Origin of the sequence: Achromobacter sp. Bel (genome assembly GCF_012928505.1) — a bacterium.
Taxonomy (GTDB): Bacteria; Pseudomonadota; Gammaproteobacteria; order Burkholderiales; family Burkholderiaceae_B; genus Achromobacter.
Map to the genome: position 1 here is coordinate 1 of NZ_JABBJN010000016.1, position 20,912 is coordinate 20,912.

General features: G+C 66.3%; 16 protein-coding genes. 8 read left to right on the top strand and 8 right to left on the bottom strand.

From position 1 onward, the window contains the following. The 3 genes from HG262_RS12215 to HG262_RS12225 form a co-directional block, all read right to left on the bottom strand. Positions 1-238: DUF4880 domain-containing protein (locus HG262_RS12215; RefSeq protein WP_169271279.1), on the bottom strand; the 238-nt coding region annotated here is incomplete at its 3' end. Between the two features lie 16 nt (positions 239-254). Then, complete coding sequence (locus HG262_RS12220; protein ID WP_211187228.1) at positions 255-797, bottom strand: sigma-70 family RNA polymerase sigma factor; 543 nt, start codon at positions 795-797, stop codon at positions 255-257. Between the two features lie 10 nt (positions 798-807). Beyond that, positions 808-1,461 carry a TonB C-terminal domain-containing protein gene (locus HG262_RS12225; RefSeq protein ID WP_169271281.1) on the bottom strand — a complete coding sequence of 218 codons (654 nt, stop codon included), beginning with the start codon at positions 1,459-1,461 and terminating at the stop codon, positions 808-810. A gap of 290 nt (positions 1,462-1,751) precedes the next feature. On the opposite strand from HG262_RS12225, the gene HG262_RS12230 reads away from it, so the two are divergent. The 3 genes from HG262_RS12230 to HG262_RS12240 all read left to right on the top strand — a co-directional run bounded on the left by HG262_RS12230 (position 1,752) and on the right by HG262_RS12240 (position 4,124). Further along, on the top strand, positions 1,752-2,282 hold the full coding sequence (locus HG262_RS12230) for a MarR family transcriptional regulator (RefSeq protein WP_169271282.1): 531 nt from the start codon (positions 1,752-1,754) through the stop codon (positions 2,280-2,282). Positions 2,283-2,397: 115 nt separating this feature from the next. After that, positions 2,398-3,654 carry an SDR family oxidoreductase gene (locus HG262_RS12235; RefSeq protein ID WP_169271283.1) on the top strand — a complete coding sequence of 419 codons (1,257 nt, stop codon included), beginning with the start codon at positions 2,398-2,400 and terminating at the stop codon, positions 3,652-3,654. After that, the gene (locus HG262_RS12240; RefSeq protein WP_169271284.1) at positions 3,651-4,124 is read left to right on the top strand and encodes a DUF2269 domain-containing protein; all 474 of its coding nucleotides are present in this window, start codon (positions 3,651-3,653) and stop codon (positions 4,122-4,124) included. The genes HG262_RS12235 and HG262_RS12240 overlap by 4 nt, the downstream gene beginning before the upstream one ends. A gap of 54 nt (positions 4,125-4,178) precedes the next feature. On the opposite strand, the gene HG262_RS12245 is transcribed toward HG262_RS12240, so the two are convergent. Further along, on the bottom strand, positions 4,179-5,690 hold the full coding sequence (locus HG262_RS12245; protein ID WP_169271285.1) for a 2OG-Fe(II) oxygenase: 1,512 nt from the start codon (positions 5,688-5,690) through the stop codon (positions 4,179-4,181). Between the two features lie 124 nt (positions 5,691-5,814). Between HG262_RS12245 and HG262_RS12250 the strand changes: the two genes are divergently transcribed. Further along, positions 5,815-6,450, top strand: a complete 636-nt coding sequence (locus HG262_RS12250) for a TetR/AcrR family transcriptional regulator (RefSeq protein ID WP_169271286.1) — start codon at positions 5,815-5,817, stop codon at positions 6,448-6,450. A gap of 31 nt (positions 6,451-6,481) precedes the next feature. On the opposite strand, the gene HG262_RS12255 is transcribed toward HG262_RS12250, so the two are convergent. Further along, on the bottom strand, positions 6,482-7,786 hold the full coding sequence (locus HG262_RS12255) for a pyridoxal phosphate-dependent aminotransferase (RefSeq protein ID WP_169271287.1): 1,305 nt from the start codon (positions 7,784-7,786) through the stop codon (positions 6,482-6,484). 204 nt (positions 7,787-7,990) lie between these two features. Further along, on the bottom strand, positions 7,991-14,899 hold the full coding sequence (locus HG262_RS12260) for an autotransporter outer membrane beta-barrel domain-containing protein (protein ID WP_169271288.1): 6,909 nt from the start codon (positions 14,897-14,899) through the stop codon (positions 7,991-7,993). Positions 14,900-15,104: 205 nt separating this feature from the next. Between HG262_RS12260 and HG262_RS12265 the strand changes: the two genes are divergently transcribed. Beyond that, the gene (locus HG262_RS12265; RefSeq protein ID WP_169271289.1) at positions 15,105-16,103 is read left to right on the top strand and encodes an AraC family transcriptional regulator; all 999 of its coding nucleotides are present in this window, start codon (positions 15,105-15,107) and stop codon (positions 16,101-16,103) included. Between the two features lie 6 nt (positions 16,104-16,109). Then, positions 16,110-17,030, top strand: coding sequence for an alpha/beta hydrolase-fold protein (locus tag HG262_RS12270; protein ID WP_211187226.1), 921 nt, complete (start codon positions 16,110-16,112; stop codon positions 17,028-17,030). A 27-nt stretch (positions 17,031-17,057) separates the two neighbouring features. Here the strand turns inward: HG262_RS12270 and HG262_RS12275 are convergent, their stop codons facing one another. After that, on the bottom strand, positions 17,058-17,954 hold the full coding sequence (locus tag HG262_RS12275) for a LysR family transcriptional regulator (protein WP_169271290.1): 897 nt from the start codon (positions 17,952-17,954) through the stop codon (positions 17,058-17,060). A gap of 276 nt (positions 17,955-18,230) precedes the next feature. Here HG262_RS12275 and HG262_RS12280 point away from each other — a divergent pair, with 276 nt between their 5' ends. Further along, a complete protein-coding gene (locus HG262_RS12280; protein ID WP_169271291.1) occupies positions 18,231-18,884 on the top strand; it encodes a hydrolase in 654 nt (217 codons plus the stop codon). A 105-nt stretch (positions 18,885-18,989) separates the two neighbouring features. Here HG262_RS12280 and HG262_RS12285 read toward each other — a convergent pair whose 3' ends face one another. Continuing rightward, on the bottom strand, positions 18,990-20,069 hold the full coding sequence (locus HG262_RS12285) for a histidine kinase (protein WP_169271292.1): 1,080 nt from the start codon (positions 20,067-20,069) through the stop codon (positions 18,990-18,992). Positions 20,070-20,201: 132 nt separating this feature from the next. On the opposite strand from HG262_RS12285, the gene HG262_RS12290 reads away from it, so the two are divergent. Continuing rightward, positions 20,202-20,888, top strand: coding sequence for a LytTR family DNA-binding domain-containing protein (locus tag HG262_RS12290; RefSeq protein ID WP_169271293.1), 687 nt, complete (start codon positions 20,202-20,204; stop codon positions 20,886-20,888). Positions 20,889-20,912: the final 24 nt, after the last annotated feature.

Genomic DNA, 20,912 nt, shown 5'->3' on the forward strand with positions numbered 1-20,912 from the left:
TACCCGCGGCCGGCGGGTACGCCAGCCTCGGGTCGCGGCGGGCAGCCTGGCGCAACACCGGCTCCATGTCCTGCCAAAGCCGCGCCACCTCGTTCCAGGCGCGCGCGTGCGCCGGACTGCGTGCGCGCCATTGCTTCATGGCTTCGGCGTCGCCGCGCGTCGCGTCCCGGTCGCGTAAGCGCAACCACCATTGCTCGGCTTCGCGCCGCAGGCGGTCGGGATCTTCTGAAGGGTTCATGGCGCCAAGCATCGTGTCAGAATTTCCGCCGGCCGACAAGATCGCCATGGGCCACGGCCTCCGTGTGCGCCAGACGCTCGCGGCAATGCCGCATGGCGGCGGCCAGTTCCTTCTTCACCATGGCCACCGATATCTGAAAGCGTTCCGCGATTTCGGCGTTGAGCAGCCCATCTACGCGCGCTGCGGCCAGGATGGCACGCTGGCGCGGCGGCAGTTCGTCCATCGCCGCCTCCAGCGTCTGCACGTCACGCCGCGCCGCCACGATGCGCTGCGGATCCGCCGTCTCGTCGACGACGTGCAGTAGCGCGTCGCGCTCGTCATCGCCCAGCAGTTCGCGGTTGCGTCTCCAATCATCCGTCGCGATACGGGCGGCCATGCGCAGCAGGTAGGCATCGGGATTCAGCACCGGGCTCGCGGGCTTGGCGACGTCCAGCCGCAACCAGGTTTCGTGCAACGCGGCCGACGCCTGATCGCGCGAACCGACGATGCGTTCAAGGCTGCGCCGCAGTTCGGCGTAGCGGGCGATCAGACGCAATCGCAACAGGGCTGCGGAGATCATCGACACAAGGTCACTGCGCCGGCGTGCGCGGGGCCGCGCAATGCGTGCCGCCCGGCAGCAGCAGCACCGACATGGGTTGCGGCATGCCGGCGGGCGGCGGCGCCCCCACGTCCATGCCTTGGATGGCGCGCGTCACGGCGGCATCCACCCGGTCGCTGCCCGTGGTGTCAAGCAGGCGCATCCGCGCCACTTTTCCGCTGTCGCCCAGCCGCAGTTGCAATGCCAGGCGATATCCGCCCGGCCGCGTGGCGGCGCTGCCGCACAGCGTGCGCAAGAGGGCCTTCTGCACCCGTCCGATGTAGCCGCTGAAATCCGCGCCGCCGGCCCGCGCGCCGGGAATGTCCCCCGCCGCCACCGGGGCGCCGGCGTTCGCGGTCCCACGGGCCCTTGCATCGACGGTCGGCGCATAGATCACAACGGCTTCGCCGTCCGTATGTCGGATACGCAAGTCCGATCCGCCAAGCAGCCGGTGCAGGGCCTCCATGACCGTCAAGCGGCCGGACAACGCCGGCGCGGGCTGGCGCGCGTAGCGCTCGTCGGCCAACACCGCCACGCCTGCCATGCGTCCAATCGCTTCCAGGCTGTCGCCCAATGCCTGCGCCGGCAGCGCGAAGTCATATTGCTCGACACCCAAGCGGTCCGGCGACGCCGCGGATTGAGACACGGCGGCACCCGCCAAGGCGGGCGTCTCCAGGCACATGAGACACGAACCTGCCAGCGCCAACACACTGAACGGTACCGGAGTGCATATCATCACGCGGTTTCGAGGTCGGGAAATGGAATGGGGCCGGCGCGCCCGGTCGGGACCGCGCCGGCCAGCAGGCTAGCCCAACGACATGACTCAACTGTGACACCGGGCAGCGGGGATGCGCGCTTGCCCCAGGACGGGGGAGCTGCTTGGTTTCTGTTATTTCTGTCTTGACAGAAATAACAGAAACCTCCTACAGTGGCGCCATGACACTGACTCCAATCGCCGAACGATTCATCCTCCATTGGGGCGAAATGGGCTCGCGCTGGGGCGTGAACCGCACCGTCGCCCAGATCCACGCCCTGCTTTACCTGTTGGGCCGTCCCGTACCCGCCGAGGAGATCGCCGATACCCTGGGGGTCGCGCGCTCGAACGTCAGCAACAGCCTCAAGGAATTGCAGGCCTGGCGGCTGGCCCGAGTGGTGCACGTCATGGAAGACCGGCGCGACCACTTCGAAACATCGACGGATATCTGGGAACTGTTCAAGCTGATCGTCGAAGGCCGCCGGCAACGCGAAATCGACCCCACGCTGACCATGCTGCGCGACAGCCTGGCCAGCCCGGAAATCGAAAACGAAAGCCGCGCCACCGAACAGCGCGTGCGCGAGACGCTGGAATTCCTTGAAATCCTGACCACCTGGTCCGACGAGATGCTGCGCATGAAGCCCGAGACGCTGATGAAGACACTGGGCATGGGCGCGAAGCTCAGCAAGACCATGCGGCGCACCAAGCCTTGATCGCCGGGCGGGCCAAGAACCCGCCTCTTTTTTAATCAATAATTTCTGTCTATACAGAAATTACAGAAATACAAGAATCTAGAGTCATGAGCGGCTTACCCATCAAGGCGACGGCATGAACATTCTGGTCTGTGGTGCAAACGGATTTGTCGGCCGGGCCTTGTGCGACGCCTTGGCGCGCGACGGCCATCGGGTGCTGAAAGGCGTACGGGTCGCCACGCGGCCGGACGAGGTCGCCATGGACTATATGGCGGACACTCACCCGGCCGCCTGGACGGACCGCTTGCGCGGCATCCATGTGGTGGTCAACGCCGTCGGCATCTTGATTGAAGGCGCCGGCGCCACCTTCGACCGCATCCACCGCGCGGCGCCGATCGCCCTGTTCGACGCCGCCCGCATCGCCGGGGTCCGGGGCATCGTGCAATTGTCGGCGCTGGGCGCCGAGCACGGCGATACGCCCTACTTCCAGAGCAAGCGCGCAGCCGATGACCACCTGCGGTCGCTGCCCATTGCGCACCACATCCTGCGGCCGGCGCTGGTGTATGGCAGAGAAGGCGCGTCAGCCCGGTTCTTCCGCGCCCTGGCCACGGCGCCGATCCACCCGCTACCGGCAGGCGGCCGGCAGTTGCTGCGCCCGATCCTCGTGGACGAGTTGGCCGAGATCGTCGTCCGGCTGCTGCGCGACGACGCCGGCGCCCCGTCCGTGCTGAACCTGGTGGGCGGCGCCGAAGTCGAGTTTCGGCAGATGCTGGCGGCCTACCGGAAATCGATGGGCTTTGCGCCGGCATGGCAGGTGCCCGTGCCAGCCTGGCTGGTGTCCGTCGGCGCGGCGTTGCTCAACCGGCTGCCGGGGTCTTTGTTGACGCGCGACACCTGGCGCATGCTGCGCGCCGGCAATACGGCCGCCGCCACGACGACCTGCCGGGCGTTGGGGCGTCCGCCCACCGGCGTCGAATCTTTCATCGAACCCGCCGACGCGTTGGCGCTTCGCCATCAGGCGCTGGCGGCGTGGCGGCCGGGCCTGTTGCGCGGCGCGCTGGCGCTCATCTGGCTATGGACGGCCGTGTGCAGCGTCTTCCTCTATCCCGTGGCCGACAGTCTGGCGCTGCTGGAACCGGTCGGCCTGCATGGCATGGCCGCCCGTGCCGCGCTGTACCTGGCCGCCGGACTGGATGTCGCGCTAGGCATCGCCACGCTGTGGCGGCCGGGCCGGCGCCTGTGGGCCGCACAGTTGTGGCTGGTGTCGGGCTACACGGCCGTGATCGCCGTGGCCTTGCCGGCATTCCTGTGGCACCCGTTCGGCCCAATCTTGAAAAACGCCGCCGTCATCGCGCTTTTACTCATTCTGCTTACCGAGGAATCCAAGCCATGAGCCTGTACCTGACGATCAAGACCCTGCACATCCTCTCGTCGGTGTTGCTCGTGGGCACCGGCTTCGGCACGGCCTTCTACCTGTTCTTCGCCAACCGGACGGGCTCCATCCCGGCGATCGCCGCAGTCTCCAAACTGGTGGTCCGGGCCGACCTGTGGTTCACCACGCCTGCCGTCGTGTTCCAGCCCCTGTCGGGCCTGTGGCTGGCGCATGCCGCCGGCTGGCAATGGACCACGCCCTGGGTCAGCCTTTCGATCGCGCTGTATCTGCTGGCGGGCGTGTGCTGGCTGCCGGTGGTGTGGCTGCAATACGAAATGTCCAGAATGGCGGCCACCGCCTGCGCTGCGGGCCAGATCGCGCTGCCGGCCCGCTACTGGCGCTTTGCACGATGGTGGGAACGCCTGGGTTACCCCGCCTTCCTGGCGATGGTGGCGGTGTACTTCCTCATGGTGCTGAAGCCGGCGCTGTAAACCGTGCAAATCAGCCGATCGCGGGGCGGCCCCTGATGCGCGCGGGAACGTCGCTTAACCGGTGCGGGCGGCGTTGTTCAACCAGCGTATCTGGCCATCATACGAACAACTCAAAATGCCTTCGCCCGCAGCCATGATGTCCGTGGTGAAGTTCTGCCGGCCCTCCTCGTGGATCTGGGTGCCGTCAGGCATCGCCCACAACCGTGTCTGGTTGTCCTCGCCCGCGGACGCAAGCAGGTTTCCCGACAGCCAGCGCACGCGTCGCACGGCGGCGCGGTGCGCCGCGAACGAGCGCTGCTTCGTCCAGGCATCGCCACGCAGTTCCCACAACGCAAGGCCTCCTGCAATGTCGGCAGTCGCGATGTGCCGTCCACATTCGGATACCGCCAAGGAGCGCAGCGCCACGTCGCCAGGCAACACCTGCGCACTGGCGCCACCCGCCGGGTGCCAGATCCTGACATCGCCGTCTTCGGACGCCGATGCAAGCCGCCCATCCGGCATCCTGTCCACCGCCCAGACCCACCCGTCATGTCCGTCCAGCACGCCGCAAGCTTGCCCCCTTGCATCCCACAGCTTGATGCGTCGGTCCGCGCCCGCCGTGGCGAGCATGCCGTCGCCCAACGCCACCACACTTAACATCGCGGCTGCGTGCGCCTGTTCCACAACGTGCAGGCAACCGCCCGATTGCCAATCCCAGATCCGCAGCGTGCGGTCGCGAGACACCGAAGCCACGCACCGGTCGGACAAACGGGCCAGGCCCAGCACGGATTGCGTGTGCCCGTTCAACGTGCGCAACAGCCTGCCGTCCCGGTGCCACACGCGGATCGAGGTATCGCGCCCGCCGCTGGCAAGGACTTCCTCGCTCAGTCGTTCCAGCGTCCAGACATAGCCCTGGTGGGCCGAGTCAAAGGTTGCCGGCCCGTCGTGACGCGGCGCGTCCGGGGCGCGGTAGATCACGTCGCTGCGCAAGATGTACTTGGCGCCCGAAGTCACGCGTGCTCCGGCATGCCAAAGGCGGTGATCGAACACGATCAAGCTGCCCGCCTGCGGTGTCACCGTGGCGATCGGTTCCCCGTCGCCGGCATGCCCGGCGTCATAGAAGCGGGTATCGCCGCCCTCGCATGACGCCCCGTCGCTCAGATAGACCAGAAACGTCAGGCACGACTGCCGGCTGCGGCTTCGATGATGCACCCCGTCCTGGTGCATGGGGAACACCTGGCCGGGAAGATAGCGGCACAGGCGGAACCGTTCATTGATCGAATCCAGCGTCCAAGGCGACGCCGCGAGATCCGCAGCCTCCTGCGGCAGGGACGCGGGAACCAGGCCCTGCAACCGCGCGAACATCCGGCTAGCCAGTTCGGGGGAATCAAGCACTTGGCGGTCATTGTTCCGGTAGGACGGCGGGTAATCGCTGTCGGCCCCTGCATACCCCCGGACCTCGCTTTCCGCGATCAACCGGGCACATTCGTCCGGAGAAAGAAAACCCGGAATCACTTTGCAGAACAGGCGCCCCTCGGGCAAGGGAAAAAAGGGCTCGGCGGCACGGAAGGCGGATGGGCTCGACATGGTTATGGCCTGATCAGTGAAGGGGGAATCTAAATTGGTTGACCAACCAATATTGAAAAATTACTCCTCTCCGGTGCCTGACGCAACTAAAATTGGTTATCCGCCCAAATATGACACCCACGCCATGGCCCGCAGCCCCAACACCGAAGCCCGTCGCGCTGAAATTACGCAAGCCCTGCTCACCGTCATCGCACGGCACGGCTATGAGAAGGCGACGATCCAGTCCATTGCAAGCCAGGCCGGGCTGGCGCCAGGCCTGATCCACTACCACTTCAAGAACAAGCAGGAAATCCTGCTGTCGCTCATCGACATGCTGGCCGAGGTGGCGCGCAGCCGTTTCGCGCGTATCTGCGATGCCGCCGCCGCCCCCGGCCAGCGCCTGGATGCCTACCTGGAAGCGCGCCTGGGCATGGGCGAAGGCGCCGCGCCGGATGCGGTCGCGGCCTGGGTCATGATCAGCGCCGAAGCCGTGCGCCAGGAAGAGGTGCGCGCCGTCTACAGCCAGGTGATCGCGCAGGAACTGGGGATGGTCACGGAATTGGTGGCCGCCGCGTTGGGCGAGCAGCAACGCGACAGTCGAGGCGCGCCGACGATCGCGGCCGGCGTCCTTGCCCTGATGGAAGGTGCGTTCGGGCTATCCAGCGCCACGACCGGGGTGATGCCGGCCGGATATGCCGCGAAAGCGGCCAAGGACTATGCGCAACTGAGCATCTCGGCTGCGCCGCCCGCCAGGCGGGACAGCCGGAAACGCAAATCGTGAGCGGGCCCGGGACACCCAGGCCCTTAACGACTCATCCGGCCTTCGCCACAAGCTCGATCGGCAAATCGGCTGCGCGCTCCGCCGAATCGGCCTCCACGGAAACCAGCCGCTGCTTCGCATGCTTGGCGCGGTAGTCGCCAAGGAACTTGGCGATGCGGCTGATGGCCTCCCGCAGGTCCGTCTCGTGCGGCAAGAACACGATGCGGAAATGGTCGGGGCGCGACCAGTTAAAGCCCGTGCCCTGCACCAGCATCACGCGCGTGGCTTCGAGCAGTTGCAGGAAGAACTGGCGGTCGTCCTGGATGGGATACACCTCGGGGTCCAGCCTCGGGAACATGTATAGCGCGGCCTGCGGCTTGACGCAGGTGACGCCCGGGATGGCGGTGATCAGCTCGTAGGCCAATTCGCGCTGGCGGTGCAGTCGGCCGCCCTCGCGCACCAGGTCGTTGATGCTCTGGTAGCCGCCCAGCGCGGTCTGTATCGCCCACTGGCCCGGCACGTTCGCGCACAGCCGCATGTTGGCAAGCATGTCCAGACCTTCGATGTAGTCGCGCGCGGCGCCCTTGTCGCCCGAGACCACCAGCCAGCCGGCGCGGTACCCGCAGGCCCGGTAGCTCTTGGACAGCGAATTGAAGGTCAACGTCAGCACGTCGGTAGACAGGCTTGCCAGCGCGGTGTGCTGGACGTCGTCGTACAGCACCTTGTCATAGACTTCGTCAGCCAGGATGACCAGGCCAAATTCACGCGCGATGTCGATAATTCCCCGCAACACGTCATCGGGGTAGAGCACGCCCGTCGGGTTGTTCGGGTTGATGACCACGATGCCCTTGGTGCGCGGCGTGATCTTGGCGCGGATGTCGTCCAGGTCGGGAATCCAGCCGTTCGCCTCGTCGCACAGGTAGTGCACGGGCACGCCACCCGACAGGCTCGTCACCGCCGTCCACAGCGGGTAGTCGGGCGCGGGCAGCAACAGCTCGTCGCCATCGTCGAGCAGCGCATTGGTGGCCATCGCGATCAGGTCGGACGCGCCGTTGCCCAGGTAGATATCGTCCAGCGTCACGCCCTGCGTGCCCTGCGCCTGGGTGTAGTGCATGACCGCCTTGCGCGCGGCGAAGATGCCCTTGCTGTCCGAATACCCCGCCGAGTTGGGCAGGTTGCGGATCATGTCCAGCTGGACTTCTTCCGGGGCATCGAAGCCGAACGCGGCCAGATTGCCGATATTGAGCTTGATGAGCTTCTGGCCTTCGTCCTCCATCTGCCTGGCCCGATCCATGATGGGGCCACGGATGTCATACAGGACGTGCGCGAGTTTGCTCGATTTTTTTACGGTCTTCATGGACGGTTTCCCGTGAAATGCGCGCCTCGCAAGGTCGGGCGCTTGATCAACCAGGTCATTAATCACCGGATGGCGGCCAATCATAGCCGCCAGACGCCGACCGCCGCTGAAGGTCATTGACAATGCAGAATCATATCCTTAAAAATCAATGGCTTAGTAAATTCAACGAGCAGACTTGGAAATCAATCGCGCACGTTGCCGCGCTCAGAACCTCCACGTCGCCTTAACCGAACCGCCCGAGCTGCGGGCGCGGTCGGAGATCACCCCGTCGTACTGCAACCGCAGATCGAAGCCGGACCGGCTGGCCAGTTCCACGCCGACCGAAGCATGGCCGAACACGCGGCCGGTCTCCAGCGTGGTCCTGAAATCGCGGCTTCCGGCCGGCGCGGCGGCCAATTGCGCCTTGGTGTCCCACTTGTCCGTGCTGGCGAGCGATACGCCGACATTGAGGAACGGGCGGGCGGTGACCCCGCCTTTCAGATCGAAGCGCCCGCCCACCTCGACGCCCGGGGTCAGCAGCGCCGTGAGCTTATCGGCGCTATCGACGTCCAGGTTCAAGGCCCCCGCGCCGCGCTCGACGTAGGAAGGCATGCGCGTGTAGATCAAGTCCAGATTGGTATACGGCTTGATGTAGGCCTTATCGCTTGCATACGTGTATGACGCACGGAATTGCTGGCCGATCGACCAGACGTCGGAGCGGCTCTTGGCTTGCTCGCCGGTCAGGCCGATGCGGCGCTTGTTGTCATACGCGCCAAAGCTGCCGTAGGTCGCGCCCGACAGGGTCCAGTTGCCCGTGTCGTACTTCAGCACGGCGCCCAGATAGCCCGCATCTCCCTTGGTCTGTACGCGGCTGTCGTCCGATCGTATCGTGCTGTTCTCATACGCGGCCGAAACGCCCAACACCCAGTTCGGCGCGATGCGGTGCTGCCCGCCCAACTGGTAGGAAGTGGCCCGCGCTCGCGTCGAAGACGTTCCGCGCCCGGCATCCAGGTGGGTTGTCTTGTCGCTTGCACGGCCCCACACGCAATTGCCTTCGGCCGTCTTCGCAGAGGCCCCGTCAAACCAGGGGCAGCTGAACAGCGTGTCGGCAAAGCCTTTCATGGCGCCCGTCGCAAGCGCGGCCGGCGCGGCCGACAGGCCGGGCGACAGGTCGCTCAAGACCGACGAATAGCTTGCCGAACCCGCGCCGGCGGCATGATCGAGCTGGGCATACAACGCCCCCAGTGCCTCGTTGCCGCCGCGGTCCCAGATGCTTTGCAGATGGTTGCCGACCTCTCGCAGGTTGGCGCCCACGCCGTAGTTGTCCGACACCGCCTTGAAATTCGCCCCACCCACCGACACGGCCGCCAACTGGTCCGTGTAGCGGGTATTGAAGTCGAACAGGGACGACGCGCCGACTGCGCTTGCACCTGCCGTCAATGTGCCAGCTTGCAGGAAGGTCAACTCCCGGTTCGGCATCAGCGTCACGGCGTCGATCTTCACGCGTCCGCCCAGCGCGACCGCACCATCCACCGTGATCATGTCGGCGCGCCTGCCGGAAAAGTCGGTGCTCACGTGCAACGTGCCGGCGCCACGCTGCGTGAAATCATCCGTCACGCGCATGCTGTCGATCCGGCCCGCCGAACCGATCAACACGTTGCCGTCGTTGAAGACGGTGCCCTTGATGGTCTGCGCGTTGAGCAGCGTGCCCGTGTTGTTGACGACGCCCACCGTGTCGGCGTCTTGCGCAGTCAGTATCTGCGAACCCGAGATGGTGCCGGCGTTGTTCACCGTGGTGGTGCCGAACCGGGTTTGCTGAACCGCAACCGTGGACAGGATCCTGCCGCCCGCGCCGACCGTGACCAGGTTCGAGCCGGAGCCGCCATCAAGCCACAGGCCGATGCCATTCGGATCACCGGTGGTTGTTTGAAGCAGACCGTCGAAGGTCAGGGAAATGGGCGATGCCAGGGACGTATTACCGTCGCTCTGGGCGAACACCCCAACAGGATTGGCGCCGTACACCAGCAGCCTGCCGTTGGCGCCCTGGGAAAAGGTGATGCTGCCCGCCTTGCCGCCCCCGCCCGCGGAATGGTTGTACAGCGATCCGGCAAAGCTGCCCTGGGCCGTTCCGCCCAAGCCGCCACCGTCGGCGATCGACTGCATGATGATGCCCACGCTGTTGGCGCCAAGGGTCTGGATGAGCGCATTGCCCACGCTGAGCGAGATGTCGCCGCCGGAGGCCAGGTTCGCGCCCGAATTGGCCTTCCCGCCGCCCAACCATCCCAGTTGCAGCGGCAAGCCCGGGTCGCCCGCGATCCCGCCGCCGCCGCCGATGGATTGCAGCACGATGCCGTGCGCCGCGTTCCCCTGGGTCTGGATATCGTAGTAGGGGTCGGCCGCTCCCCGGTCCAAGGCAGAATGCAACTGCACGGTGATCGCCCCGCCGGTCGCGTCGTAGGCATTTTGCTGCTGCGACGTATCGATCGTGGCGCTACCGATGTTCGCCGCCTGGCCCGCATAGGCAATCCCGCCGCCGCCGCCGATGGATTGCGCGATGAAGCCGTAGGCGCCATGCCCGCTCGTATTCGCCAGCACTACGCTGTCCACGTTGATGGCGCCGCCGCCACTATCGGCGCCCGCGCCTCCGCCGCCCAGGTTCAGGACGAACGATTCACCCACCAGCGACGCGCTGTTGCTGGCGTTCGCGCTGGCAGCGCCACCACCGCCGCCGATCGATTGCAGGACCACTGCATGCGATCCCGTGCCTTGCGTCGCCGCGCCAAACAGGCTGCCTGCGGCGTTCATGTTGATGGTGCCGCCCTTGCCGCCGGCGCCCCCCTGGCCGCCCACTCCGATCAGCAACGAGGGCGTGTCCGCCGTTTTATAGGTGACGTTGGCGGAGCCATCGGCAGCCTGGCCGCCGCCGCCGCCGATGGACTGCGCCAGCAAGCCATAGGCCACGTTACCGTAAGTCGTGAATTGCGCCATGTTCGCCCGGCTGCTGGCGGCATTGGCCTGCCCCTGCATGTTCAAGGTGAGATCGCCGCCGTCGCTCCCCACGCCACCTTGGCCGCCCACGGCAATCGTCAGGTCCAGGTTGCCTTTGGCGCCCTTGGCGGTCGACGTGCCGCCCACCCCGCCGCCGCCGCCGATGGATTGCACGACCATGGCGTCGGCAAGATCGCCCTGGGTCGTGACAAGCCCGGCGTAATTGACGGTGACTGTCCCGCCATTGCCGCCGCCGCCTCCTTTGCCTCCTACCGAGACCGACAGCGAATACGAGCCGAGATCGGTATCGCCCGACGGTTCACCGCCCGGGTCGCCACCGGGGTCGCTGCCGGGATCCCCTCCAGAATTGCCGCCGGAACCGCTGCCGGGAAAGTCGGGATAGGACGAGGGGCCCGCCGAAGCGTCCGAGCCCGCAGAGCCGCCCAGCCCGCCGCCACCGCCGATGGACTGCAGCAGGACGCCGTCGGCATCGTTGCCGGCAGTCGTGATGGTGCCGGCATGGGTCAACTGCACGGCGCCGCCCGCGCCGCCCGCACCACCGTCTTCACCCACCGAGACGCTGACCGAGGCCGAAAAGCTGGTCGTGGCTTCCGCGCCCCCGCCGCTGGACGAAAAGGGCGCGCCAAGGTCCACCGTGGTGCCTTGTGAAGCGCCCCCACCGCCGCCCACCGATTGAAGCAGCACGCCCCGAGAGCCCGACCCGAATGTCGCAAGACGGGCGCCCTGAGCCAGCGTCGCCTGCGCGGGTCCACCCACGCCGCCCGCATGGCCCTTGCCCCCCACGCCCACATTCACCGTGTAGGATTTTCCTTTCGCCAGGCCGCCGGTACCGCTGCTGCCCACGCCGGCATTGCCGCCGCCCCCGCCGATGGATTGCCCCATCAGCGCATTGGAAAGGTCGCCATACGTCGCGATCTGGGCCTGGTCGTTAAGTTGCAGGTTGACCAGCGCCGCGTCTCCGCCGTTGCCCCCGCTGCCCCCCACGGCCACATCGACATTGACCGCGATGCTGGCGTCGGGAATCGTGAACGTACGGCTCATGGCCTTGGAATCGCCGCCATTGCCGCCGCCGCCGCCGATGGATTGCGCCAGCACGCCGTGCGAGCCTTGGCCGTTGGTGCGGACCAGGCTGTTTCCAGAGAGCGTCACATCGACTTCCTGGCCCAGGCCCCCGCCGCCGCCCGACGCACCCACGGCCACTGCGGAACCGATCGCGAAAACCGTGTCTTCATCCAGAGGCACGGGCAAAGCCACGCTCTGCGCCACGGCGCTACCGCCGGCGCCCCCGCCTCCGCCGATCGACTGGGCAAGTATCCCGTAGGAATCCGTCTGCGCCACCGCCTGACCCGCCGGCGTGGCGGGCGCCTGGCCGGGTAACAGGCCCGCCGTGTTGATCTGCGTGTCGGTCAGCGTCACGGCTACCTTGGCGCCGTCGCCGCCGTCGCCGCCGCTGCCGCCCACCGCCACGGCCAGGCTGAATCCCACGTTCAGCCCTGCCGACTGGGCGGTGCCGCCGCTGCCGCCACCGCCGCCGATCGCCTGGGCGACGATGCCGGCCGCCGTGGCGCCGTTGGTCTGCAGGCTTGCGCCCGATGTCTGGACGGTTACCGTGCCCGCCGCCCCGCCATTGCCGGCCGTGCCGCCTATCGACAGGGAAACCGGATCCAGCAACGCCGCGTTGGTCGCCGAGCCGCCGCTGCCCCCACCGCCGCCAATGGACTGCGCCAGCACAGCGGTGGCGCCATCGCCGGAGGTGGTCACGGTACCGTTATTGTCGACCGACAGCAGCACCACGCCGCCGTCACCGCCGGCCCCGCCACTCCCCCCGATGGCGGGAGTCGCCGCCGCGGTGGTAAGCACGAAGGCATCGCCGCCGTTGCCGCCCCCGCCGCCGATCGACTGCGCCACGGCGCCATACGCGTACCTGCCGGACGTCTGCTGGATGCCGTTCGCCGTTACCGTTACGGCCCCACCGTCTCCGCCCGAGCCTGCAGACCCGCCGATGGACAACAGGCCGGCCGCCGACGCTGCACTGCCCCCGCCGCCGCCAATCGATTGCCCGAGCAGGCCGATGGCCGCATCGCCCTGGGTCATGACTTGCCCGGTATTGCTCAGGTTGACCGTGCCGCCCCCATTGCTCTGCGAGGCGGACACTGATCCGCCAATGGCGAACAGGCCGGTGGCGGACCCTGCCGCGCCGCCGCCCCCACCGATCGATTGGCCCGCCATGCCGGTGGATCCGTAGCCATTGGTGCTGACCGCGCCCGCGTTGTCGATCGTCACCGTGCCGCCCGCCCCGCCAGCGCCGCCGGCCCCGCCAAGCGCCAGGATCAAGCCCTCGCCGATCCCGCCCGTGCCACCGCTGCCCCCGATCGACTGCGCCAGCAGACCGTAGGCATGCTGGCCCGTCGTGCTGATGGTGCCCGAGGTGGAAATGGTCGAATCCTTGCCAGACCCGCCATTGCCACCGTTGCCCCCCGCCCCGGCCAGGCCGTCAGTGAAGTCAGTGCCGGTCCCGCCGCCCCCGCCGATAGACTGCGTCACGATGCCGGCGGCGAAGTCGCCCACTGTCGTGATGGTCGAATAGTTCAGCGTGGTGGCGAACGCGGTGCCCGCGTCCTGGCCGATGCCGCCGAGCGCGGTGCCGATACCGCCGAATCCCCCCACGCTTTGCGCCAACAGGCCGTACCCATACAAGCCATTGGTCAATACGGAGGAAGCCTGGCCCATCGGGCTGCCGGAATAATCCATCGAGATCGACACGTTGCCGGCCTTGCCGCCGTTGCCGCCATTGGTGCTGTCATCGGTGGTGTCGCCAGACCCGCCGTTGGCGCCCCGCGACAAGGCGACGACGCCGGCCACATTGTCTCCCGTGGTCCGGACCGCCGTATTGTTCAGTTGAATCGTGACAGCCCCCCCGTTGCCGCCCGCCCCCCCGCTGGCGCCATGCGAGGCCTGCGCGCCGCCCAGTCCACCTCTGGAAATGCCCAATATCCCCGCGCTGGTGCCGCTGGGGGCCTGCGCGCTGTCGACCACCACGGAGGTCGGGCTCGAGCTGGCCACGCCCTGGGCCGGCCCCACGTTGATCTGCACTGTCCCGGCATTGCCGCCGTTGCCGCCGGAATCGTAGGTGTAGTCGCTACCGCCCCCCTCGCCGCCAATACTGCGGGCAAGGATGCCGACCACGCCATCGGCGGTGGTTTCGGGGGACAGATTCTGCCAATAAACGCCGACATCGCCCAGATTGTTCACGGTAGCGTTGCCCGCGTCGCCGCCTTCGCCTGCGGTCGAATCCGTTTCCTGGCCTTTCGCATACATGCCGCCCGCGCCACCGAAGCTTTCGGCCGCCACGCCCCACGCCCTGACGCTGCCCGTCACGCGCGCAGCGCTCGAGCCCACCGCAACCCCCGCATTGTTGTTCAGCATGACCGCGCCCGCCGCGCCACCGTTGCCGCCGTAGTGGTCAATGGCATGGGAATAGCCCGCGCCGCCATTGCCGCCCGCAGCCTCCGCATACACGCCCATCACGCCAGCCGAGTAGTCCCCGCCCGCGCCTTGCAACATTGAAACGGCGGCATTGTTGGTCAACGTGACCGGGCTGCTGTAGCCGCCGGCGCCGCCGTCATCGTCATGGTCGGGCGAATAGCCGACCCCACCGCGACTGGCGGCGCGCACGCCGATGCCCATCTGGCCGGCCGTGCCGGTCAACGAGACCGATACGCTGCCGTTGTTCGTCAACGTAACGGAGTGGCCGGCGCCACCGTTGAAGCTGTCATCGTTGCCGGTCTGCCCCTGGCTGATGACCTGCACGCCGGTGGCATCGGCGGCAGATGTCAGCATCAGCGTGGCGCTGTTGGTGACGGTCAGGTCATACATCTCATCGGTCAGAAGCACTGGCGACGTCAGCGTGGAGTCACCGCTATTGCCGCAGACCAGCCCGCCTTGGGGTTTGCAGTCCAGATTCTGCTGCTGGGCATGCGCGAGGGACCCCGTCGAGCAGCACGCCATCAGAAGCAGCCGGCTGGCATGGCTCAGCGTGAACCCGACAGGCCCCCGCGCCGGGCTCGGCGCGGCCCTGCGTTGACGACGGGACACACGCTTGGGCAATTTGGAAGGGTTCAGCATCGGTTCGCTCATGAATGCACCCGGCCGTTGCGCAACAGGCGGGTGGGGCCAGATGGGACATGCACACAGCGCGTCATGGTCGTGCCGGACCCACGCGTCGTCTATCGGTTTCGCGTCATCGGCTATCGGAATCGCACCTTTTTTATCGCGCTGCCCGGGATGCTCCGGTAGTATTCCGGCTACTTCTCAGCCCGTGTGACATCAGATGCTTGCTTCATTGTTTGAACAGGTGCCGTTCGAGAAAAATCGGCTTGTGAACACGAGCGACCCCGACCAGGCGCGGCAGCAAATCGGCCAGATCCTCAATTCCTACCGGCTTCAGATCAACCGCGGACGGATTCTTCACAGCCGGCTGGACCTGCTTGCCTGCGGGCGCATGTCGCTGCTCAAGCTAAGGCACGGCTATGGGGCGGACATCAGCATTGATCCCGATTGCCACTGCCTGGACGGCTATTACCTTCTGGTGCTGCCCACCCAGGGGCAGGCGGTGTTCCACTTCGATGGCCAACGCATCGAGGTCTCGCCAAATCAGGCCTTTCTCATCAGCCCCGACAGGCGATTCCACTTCCAGGTGGGCCACGATTACGAACAGGTGCTGCTGCGCCTGGACCGGCCCGCCATTGCCGACGCCTGGCAACGCCTGACAGGCCACGAGCAGACGCCTGACATCTGCTTCGATGCCGTCATCCCCCTGTACACAACCGCGTGGCAAGCGCTGTTGCCCATGCTGCAATGGGTCGTGCGCTGCTCGGGCCTGACGCCGGACCAAACGATCGCCCAGGCCGCCTTGCTGGCCCAGACCGAAATGCTTGTCGCCACTACCCTGCTCTTGCACCAGCCGCACAGCATGGCGGCGCAATTATGGCCAGCTCCGCCGCCCTCCGCGCCCAAGAGCCTGCGGCGCGCGCAAGCCTACATGCTCGAACACCTGGGCGACCGGCTGCCGGTGGCCATGGTCGCCAGCCATTGCGGCCTGTCGGTCCGACGCCTGCAAGCCTTGTTCAAGGATGAGTGCGGGCAGTCGCCCCTGCAATGGCTACGCAAGCAGCGCCTGCAGGCGGTGCGGACGGCCTTGTTGGAACCCGACAATCCAGACACCGTCAGCGCCATCGCAACACGCTTCGGTTTCACCCACCTGAGCGAGTTTTCCCAGGCCTACCGCCAGGCTTTCGGTGAAACCCCCAAAACGACCCGCGGCAAGTAGCATCACATGCAACGACATTTTCTGAAGGCCCTGCTGGCCGCCTTCATCGCCAGCGTCAGCCTCTCCAGCGCGCCCGCCCAAGCCCAACCGGCGCCGAAGGTGCAGTCTGGCCAGGGACGCCCCTATGAGATCCCGGACAGCGAAGTCTGGGACGTGCCCGATCCGGTTTCGGCACGCGGCTACCAGGTCTTCGTTGCGTTGCCGCCGTCGTATGCGAAGCAGCCGCAGCGGCGCTACCCCGTGGTGTATGTGACCGACGCCGATTACGCTTTCCCGATCATCCGGCAATTAGGGCGCCGCCTGAACGTGGAAGGTCCCCGGATCGAGGAATTCATCCTTGTCGGCCTGTCTTATGGCAAAGGCGAAGACGGCGGAGTCAGCCGACAGCGCGACTACACGCCGACGCCCAACGGCCCAAGCACCGCACCCGCCAATGCGATCCACGGCCAGTCGCGCGCCTATCAACAGTATCTGCGCGATCAGGTAAAACCATTCATCGCCGCCCGCTACCGGGCCGACCCTGCCAGGGCGATCTTTCTGGGCCACTCCTACGGCGCCCTGCTGGGGACGCAGATCCTGTTCACCGAGCCCGGCTTGTTCAACGGCTATATCCTCGGCAGCCCGTCTCTCTGGTACGACAAGCGGCACGCCTTGGCGCTGGAAGCGCGCTACGCCAAGCAGCATCAGGACCTGACGGCGAACGTCTACCTTTATGTCGGCGCCTATGAGGCCTTGCGCAAAGGGGATAAGCGCTACAACCAGACCGTGGACATGGTCGCCGACAACCGGGCACTTGAGTCGGCGTTGCTAAGCCGCAAGTATCCCGGCTTGAAACTGAAGTCTGCAGTCCTGAACGATGAGGACCACCTCACCGTCGCGCCGCGAGGCTTCACGCAGGGCCTGACTTATCTGCTGCCGGTGCGCTGATCACTGGTTGCCATCCTCACCCCCCATTCAACCCGCCCCAGTCCCCGCAAAATGCGGCGACTGCCCGAAGTGTTCAATCAGCAGTTCCGTCAGGACACGTATCTTTCGTGCGGGATGCTGGCCTGGCGGGCGAATGACGTAGGCACCCGCCGGCGGTGGGGGGTAGCGGGTCATGATGGGCAGGAGCTCGCCGGCAATCACATAGTCGTGAGTGAGACAGTCGGGCAGATAAGCAATCCCGAGCCCGGCCGTCGCGGCCGCGACCAAGGCCGCGCCGTTGTCGGCCTTGAAACGCCCTTGCGGGCGAACCGTGATGGTCTTGTCGCCATCCATGAACTGCCACGTCTCGGTACCCTGCATGAGGGCCTCGTGCGCGACGAGTTGCTCTGGCGTGTCGGGCGCCCCATGCGCCTTGATGTATGCCGGGCTGGCAAGCAGCTTGCCATGAATGGGGCCGACGCGTCTTGCGACCAGGTTGGAGTCCTGAAGATAGCCCACCCGGATCGCACAGTCGTAACCCTCTGCGATGAGATCGACGAAGCGGTCGCTATAGCAGGTCTGGACATGCAGCTTGGGGTGGCGTCGCGCCAATTCCGCGACGACGGGCGCGAAATGCGTCAGGCCGAACGACACCGGCACGGCGACCCGCAAGCGGCCATGCAAATCCCCGGCGGGCACGATCGTTTCGCGGGCCATGTCGATTTCGGCGCAGGCCCTGGCCGCATGGTCCCGAAAAATCGCCCCGGCCTCGGTAAGCGCCGCCCCGCGAGTGGTCCGCGCAAGCAACTGGACGCCAAGTTCCGCTTCCAAGCGCAGCAACCGACGGCTGACGATCGACTTGGAAACGCCTAGCCGCAGCGCGGCGGGCGATACGCCGCCCGCATCGGCGACTTCGATGAAGGTCTGAAGTGCTTCGATATCCAATTTAGCGTTGCTCCCCGTTTCGCGACGCAGTTCGCCGCAGGATAGCACTACGTGCCAGGCATCCTCTCGGCATGCGCCGCGAGGCGATCGCGCGCCGCCGTGGTGTTCCCATTTGTGCGACACAGCTCGCCCGGGAACGGAACTACCGCATCAAGTTTGACGAAAACATAATGCTGGATCCGGGCCGCGTCGCCACAAGCGCACGCGTTCCGGAGAGCACCTGCAGCGCAACGCGCAATGCAACTTCTGCAAACCACAGCAAACCAGGGATCACTAATGACTTTTCGTAATGGCCTCGATTCGCTTCTACGTCCTGAGGATTCGGTACTCGTCCTGATCGACCACCAGCCTTACCAGCTCACCAACCTGAACAGCCACGATCCGCATGCCGTCGTCAACAATTCGACGGCGTTGGCCAAGGCCGCCAAGGTTTTCGGCGTGCCCACGATCTTGACCAGCGTAATCGCGGCTCGTGGCGGCCGCATCTTTCCCCAGATCACCGATGTATTTCCCGGCCAAGAAGTGATTGACCGCACGTTCATCAACACGTGGGAAGACAAAAAAGTGGTTGATGCGGCCAAGGCCACCGGCCGCAAGCAGTTGATCATCGCCGGGCTGTGGACCGAGGTTTGCGTCGCGATGCCGGCGATCCAGGCTGCGGGCGAAGGCTGGGATGTGACGGTCGTCACCGATGCATCGGGCGGGATTTCGGTCGAGGCGCACGAAGTCGCCCTCCAGCGCATGGCGGCGGCCGGCGTGAATCTGATGACGTGGATGGCAGTGGCCGCCGAGTGGCAACGCGACTGGGCGCGCACCGACACCGCCGCCGGGCTGACCGACATCCTCGTTCAGCACGCCGCCGGTAGCGGCATTGCCTATCTGTGGGAACAACAGTTGCTGAACACGCCGGTGCCCACCACGGCTGGCTGATCGTGCCGGGGATGACAAGGTCGCCACGTATCGTGTGGTTCACGATGCGCCGGGTCATCCCAAGCGCGGTGCAGCCCCTGGAAAACGTCCGGCGGGACACGCTCCCTAAAGCGCCGCGGGGCTTCCCCTCAGCCTGATCTCGGCCACGGTCCGGTCGCCGCGCTGGTCCAGCGAAAACTCGTATCTGTCGGCGTACCGCAGGGCCAGACGGCGGCAGAGATTGCCCAGTCCGCCGCCACTCTCAACCAGATCGAACGGCGCCTGCAACTGGCCCGGGTTGTCCACCTCGATGACCAGTTCGTCGCCGTGAAGCCGGGTGCGGATATGGATCAGGAACCGGTCATGCTCGGACCGCATGCCGTGCTTGACCGCATTTTCCGCCAGCCCCTGCAGCGTCATATGGGGAATGTTGATCTGCAGCGTGGCCGGGTCGATGTGGCATTGGCACTCAAGCTGCTTGTCAAAGCGCAGGGCCTGTATGCGGACATAGGCCTGGGCCGCCTCGATCTCCTCTTCCAGCCGGCTCAGCCCACGCCCGCGCCGGTCCAGCGAATAGCGCAGGTAGTCGGCCAGGCGACGCGTCATCTCTTCGGCAATGGCGGGACGCTCGGCGATCTCGGCGACGATGGTGTTGAGTGAATTGAAGAGGAAGTGGGGCTCTATCTGCCGCTGCAGATGCTCCAGCTCCAGTTGCAGAGAGCGGGTCTCGGCCTTCATCTTGGACATGCGTTCGGTGCGCGCGGCAAGCTCCGCCGACACGCCGAAGTAGATCAGCGTCCAGATGGAGAGTATCCCCATGTAGTAGAGAAAGCCCAGCCGGTACTGATTGCCCGGCAGCACCCGGAGCGACCCCGGCGGAAACACGTGATGGATGGCGTAGGCGATCGAGGCCAGCAGCGCCGAGGCGGCCAGGCATAGCAGCACCGCGCAGGCAAGCGTCAGGATGGGCGCATCGCCCTTGCCCGACCGGCGGCCATGCAGTGCGGCCGCCGCGCTGGTCAGTGCGAACGCCAGCGGCTCCAGCCCCAAAGTGAGCCAGAAGGCCGCGACGGCATTGCCGAACACCGCCAGGCGGATGAAATAGCCGACGAGCGCCAGAAAGAGCCACCCGACGATCTGGGCCCGCCAGAAGCCCGGCGAGGACTCCCCATCGCTGAGCCCCTGGCTGACGGATGTGAATATCATGGACGCGCCCTCTCCGGAACGGCCCGGTTCAAGCGCAGCAACGGATGCACCGGACACGGCAATGGCCTTATATTTACCCGCGTATTGGACCGAAAGAATATACTCGCCACACCCCGGGCGCCTGAGAGAAACATGCTACGAGTGCTTATCGTTGACGATGAAGCCCCGGCGCGACGCTACCTGCGCCGGCTGCTCGAAGCCGCGCCCGGCGTCCAGGTCGCCGGCGAAGCCTCTACCGCCGAGCAGGCCCGCGGGTTGATCCGGGATCACAATCCGGATGCCCTTTTTCTGGATATCGAACTGACGTCCGGCACCGGATTCGATCTGCTGGACAGCCTGGCCCCCGCGCCCGCCGTGGTCTTCGTCACCGCTCACAACGACTACGCCACCCGCGCCTTCGACGTCGAGGCGGTCGACTACCTGCTCAAGCCGGTCAGCCCCGACAGGCTTGAACAAACGCTGGCACGGCTGCGCCCCCGCGCCACCGGCCACCTGTCCATGCGGACACGCTCCGGCACCAAGCTCATCAAGGTTGAAGAACTGACGATCGTGCAGGCGCAAGGGGACTATGTGCGCCTGTGCAGCCCCGCCCACGCGAACGAGTTGATGCACATCACGCTCAAGCGCCTGGCCGCGCAGCTTCCCTGCCCGCCCTTCTGCGCCCTGTCGCGCTCGGTCATCATCAACCTGGAGCATGTCTCCCATTTGTCGCAACTCCCCGGCGCACAGACCGAAGTGACGTTCATCAACGGCGTCGCCCCCCTCACGCTGGGCCGCGTCGCATCGCTGCGCCTGCGGCGCGCGGTGGCGCAGACATAACCCGCGCCACCGCGGTCAGGCGCC